The following is a 4,226-nucleotide window of genomic DNA, read 5'->3' as shown; positions in this document are numbered from 1 at the left end:
GTTTTTAAGGACCTTGGTCCGCACTGCAAAGATCCCTTCATTCAACGACAGCTCCGCGATCTCTCCACGCGGCGACAGCCGACCGTAATCCTGATCGACAAGGAGCGATTGCCGGACGGCGCGCGCCGGCTGACGGTTCCGCTCAAGTTGGAATTGCCCGACGCCGCGGAATTGGAGCAAGTCGTCCGCGACACGTTCCGCAAGGCGCGGATCGAGAGCCTGCAAGAGATCAGCGTCAAGCTGACCAAACGCGAGTTCGAGCAACTGGTGCAAATGCTCCGCGGCCTGACCTGCACCGACGCCGCGCGGGTCATCAACATGGCTATTCACGACGACTTGTCGCTCACGCAGGACGATATTCAAGGCATCGTCGAAGCCAAGCGATTGCTGCTCGAAGGGAGCGGTTGCCTGGAATCGATCGCCGTCAACATGTCGGTCGACGAAATCGGCGGTCTCGCGCGGCTCAAGTCCTGGCTTGCCCTGCGGCGCGACGGCATGGGCGCCCGGGCGAAGGAATTCGGTCTCGATCCGCCGCGCGGCATGCTGCTGCTGGGCGTGCAAGGTTGCGGGAAGAGTCTGTGCGCCAAGATGGTGGCCGCCGATTGGAAGTTGCCGCTGTTGCGGATGGACCCCGGCGTGCTCTATCAGAAGTTCATTGGCGAAAGCGAAAGTCGGCTGCGCGAGGCGCTGATTCAGGCGGAGAAAACCGCGCCGGTCGTGCTTTGGATCGACGAAATCGAAAAGGCCTTCGCCTCGGCCGGCAGCGAATCGGCCGACGGCGGATTGTCGCAACGCATGTTCGGCACGCTGCTCTCCTGGATGCAGGACCACCGCAGCCCCATCTTCTTGGTCGCCACGGCGAACAATATCTCCTCGCTGCCGCCGGAGCTGATGCGCAAAGGGCGCTTCGACGAAATCTTCTTCGTCGACGTGCCCGGGCCAGAATCGCGCAAGCAAATCCTGGAAGTGCATCTAGGCCGCCGCAAACGCAACCCACGCAACTTTGCGCTGGACGCGTTGGTCACGCTCACCGAAGGTTTCAGCGGCGCGGAGTTGGAACAACTCATCGTGGCGGCGCTCTATCAAGCCTTCGGCGCCGACGAGGAATTGAACGACGCCCACCTCCGCATCGCCGCCACGAGCACCAAACCTTTGTCAGTCGTGATGCGCGAGCAAATCACCTCGCTACGCAACTGGGCCAACAACCGCTGCGTCCCGGCGGACTAAGCGCGAAGAATGACGAATTTCGAAATCCGCCATTCTCGTCACCCGCCCTCTTTCTCCACTGCTTCGCGCGCAGCTAAGACGTGGGACAGCACCGATTGCATGCGGGATTCGTCCGCGAATGGGGACAGCACGTACGACTTGAGGGCTGAGATCGGCGCGCCGTAGTCGCTCATCCGGTAACAATCGGTCATCGAGATCACGACGCCGCGCCCTTCGATGGCTTCGGCCTGGACGTGCTCGAAGATCCGGCGATTGTAGGCGTTGTGCGCGAGCAGTTGATCGCGGAACTTCGGGTCGCTCCGCTCCCTGTCCTTGATTGTGAACGTGTTCACGCCGTGCGGATAAACGCGGAACAGCGTCACCGGGCCGACGTTGTCGCCGTTGAGTACCGTCACGTCCGGATGCGATTCGATCTTCTCGCGGAACACTTCGGCCATTTCCACCGCGTGCCCCAACAGCGTGCGAAGACCTTCCTTGCCGAGCAACAGCAAATTCGCGAGCGCCGCCATCGGCCCGGTCGCCGAGCGGCTGGTTTCCAACGTGAACATGCCGGGGTGATATTCGCCCGATTGATACAAGTACGGCATCGCGTCGCGCGCCCGGGCCACGTATTTGAAATCGTGGGCGTCCTTCACGAGCACCAGCGAGGAGATATACGGCACGTACGCGGTCTTATGAAAATCGATGCCGATGGAATCCGCCAGCGCCAGGTGCTGGACGCGGTACTGCGCCTCGGCGAGCGAGCGCACCGTCCGGCCGCGGAAGCCGAGCTCGTTCTGTTCGTAGCTGTAGTCGTTGAACACGCTCCAAGCCCAACCGATGACGGCGTCGGCATGCACATGTGGCCGATAGTCGAGCTTGAACTCCTCGACCAGTTCGTCGCGCAGTTGCACGATCCCTTCCAGATCGTCGATGCCAAAGGCGTCGGTCGATCCCATCGTGGCGACGATCGCGGCGATACGCTTGCCGGATTCGATCGCCTTGCGCGCGGCGATGGCCAATTCACCCAGCTTGATCGAGTTATCCGGATGCGTCGCGATCCGTTGGACGCTTTCCTGGCCAATACCGAGCCAGGCGGCGACGGTCTTTACGGCGTAGTGGCTTTGATCGGAAGCCAACACGACGACCGGTTCGCGCACGCCGTGCTGCAAGCAGCCCGGCAGCGCCTTTTCGAGGCCGATCTTCACGCCGTAAAGCAACGTGCCGGTGCCGCCGAACGTGAACACTCCGCCGGACTGTTCAGGATCGTACCCGATCATCGCGGCCGTCATCGCCACGGCGCGGACTTCGGCCTCGGCCAGGCGACGCGACGATTCATCGCTGCAAAGATTCGGATTGTAAATCGCCGGCAGCAGCACGCCGATGATGCTGGCCAGCGACGGATACGGCACCACGTTGATCTGGCTGCGCGGATGTCCCCAGATGAACATCCCTTCCAGATAGCTCACCAACTGCGGAATCACCTGCTCCAGCGGCTGCTGTCCGTCGGCGACGCGTGCCAATCGCGCGGCGTCGTAATCGGGTTCCGCGGGTGACCCCAGAATCGGCGCGCGGGATTTCAACTCGTCGACCTGGTTGAGCGCGCGGAGAATCGAAAACACCGCATAAGCGTCATGCACCGGGTCCGACACCGGCTGCGGGAATTCTCGCCGGATTTCATCGAGCAGTTTGCGGTAGCGAGGGGCCATGAGGTTGCTATTGTTGAGCCAGAATCTCCGCAATCGCCGCATTCACCGCCGCCGAGCGTTCCATCGGCGCCATGTGACCGGCGCGCGGGATAATCACTAGCCGCGCGCCGGGCACGCGCTCCGCGTCGGCTTTCATCATCTCGACCGTGGTGAGCGCGTCGTGCTCGCCGCAGATCATCAGCGTGGGCGTGTGGATCGTCTTGAGCCAGTCGCCCATGTCGGGGCGTTCGGCCATGCCGAGTTGAGCGCCGGCGATCGTGGCCGCGGGCGTATTGAGGATCATGCGTTTCACTTCCTCGACGACGTCCAGGCGTCCGGTCATCGTCTCGGGTCCGAACAACTTCGTCGGCATTTGCTCGGCGACCATCGTGCTGCCGCGTTCCATCACCTGAGCGGCCATTTTGCGGCGCACCTCGGCCCCCATCGCGTTGTCCGCGCCGCTGCGGGTATCGCATTGAATAAGCAACCGCACGCGCTCCGGGAATTTTCGCAGGAACTGCCAGCCGACGTAGCCCCCCATCGAGAGTGCACAAAACACGATCGGCTCATGCACTTCCATCGCGTCGAGCAGGTCCGCCAGATCGTCGGCGTGGGCTTCCATCGTGAGTGGCCGCACCGCGTCAATCGTCGTTGCCTGCGAACCGGCCGCGGCGCTCTGCCCAAACCCGCGCAAATCCGGCGCGATCACGCGATGCGACTTGGCGAAATGCTCGAGCTGCGCCCGCCACATCGTGTGATCGAGCGGGAAGCCGTGTACGAAAAGCACGGGCGCACCTTGACCGGCCTCGTAGACGTTCAAGGAACCGTTGGAAATGGGGACTTGTCGGAGCATAGTTTATCGTTTGCCTTGTGCTGCTCTATCAGGAAGTGAGTTCTCTTCTCGTGCATCGAACACGCGATCTTTCATCCTTTCCACAGACTGCGTGCGGCGCGCGTGTTCACGTGAATCCAGTACAGACACAGCTAGCGCGGCCAACAGAGGCATCGTCAAGAAACCAAAAATTGTCGCGTAGATTGTCGGTCCCGGGACTTGCCGAAAAGCAAGGTACCAAAAAAACAATCCGACCACTGCGACGATTCCGAAGAGGATGGCCTCCCATGCGCCAAAATGGCGCGCAAATGCCGAAAAGCAACCTGCCATCGCCGTTAGCAACAGCACCGTCTTCAGGTGAAATGCCCAACCGTTCATGGCCGACACTGGTTGTTTCAATTGCTACTTCTACTGTCTCCCGTCAGCGCCGTTGACGGATGCGCTTCGGGGGTAACGAGTTGCGTTTTTTGTATTGGTAGAAGCGGGCGAGTTCGTTGCGT

General features: G+C 61.5%; 4 protein-coding genes. 1 reads left to right on the top strand and 3 read right to left on the bottom strand.

The annotated features are described in order from the left end of the window. The coding region (locus SGJ19_27480) for an AAA family ATPase (protein ID MDZ4784007.1) at positions 1 to 1,227 on the top strand (1,227 nt) is incomplete at its 5' end. Between the two features lie 38 nt (positions 1,228 to 1,265). On the opposite strand, the gene SGJ19_27475 is transcribed toward SGJ19_27480, so the two are convergent. Genes SGJ19_27475 through SGJ19_27465 form a run of 3 tightly spaced genes read right to left on the bottom strand, consistent with a single transcriptional unit; the run spans position 1,266 to position 4,125 of the window. Beyond that, entirely contained in the window at positions 1,266 to 2,915 is a 1,650-nt protein-coding gene (locus tag SGJ19_27475; GenBank protein MDZ4784006.1) for a pyridoxal-dependent decarboxylase, read from the bottom strand. A gap of 7 nt (positions 2,916 to 2,922) precedes the next feature. Continuing rightward, positions 2,923 to 3,747, bottom strand: a complete 825-nt coding sequence (locus tag SGJ19_27470) for an alpha/beta fold hydrolase (GenBank protein ID MDZ4784005.1) — start codon at positions 3,745 to 3,747, stop codon at positions 2,923 to 2,925. A 3-nt stretch (positions 3,748 to 3,750) separates the two neighbouring features. Continuing rightward, positions 3,751 to 4,125, bottom strand: a complete 375-nt coding sequence (locus SGJ19_27465; protein ID MDZ4784004.1) for a hypothetical protein — start codon at positions 4,123 to 4,125, stop codon at positions 3,751 to 3,753. Positions 4,126 to 4,226: the final 101 nt, after the last annotated feature.

The sequence above is a fragment of the Planctomycetia bacterium genome (genome assembly GCA_034440135.1).
Lineage (GTDB): Bacteria > Planctomycetota > Planctomycetia > Pirellulales > JALHLM01 > JALHLM01.
This window is presented reverse-complemented; position numbering and strand designations above follow the sequence as displayed.

Bases quoted from the DNA above. Each gene is read 5' to 3' on its own strand.
- SGJ19_27475 (MDZ4784006.1), bottom strand. From the start codon at position 2,915: ATGGCCCCTCGCTACCGCAAACTGCTCGATGAAATCCGGCGAGAATTC.
- SGJ19_27470 (MDZ4784005.1), bottom strand. From the start codon at position 3,747: ATGCTCCGACAAGTCCCCATTTCCAACGGTTCCTTGAACGTCTACGAG.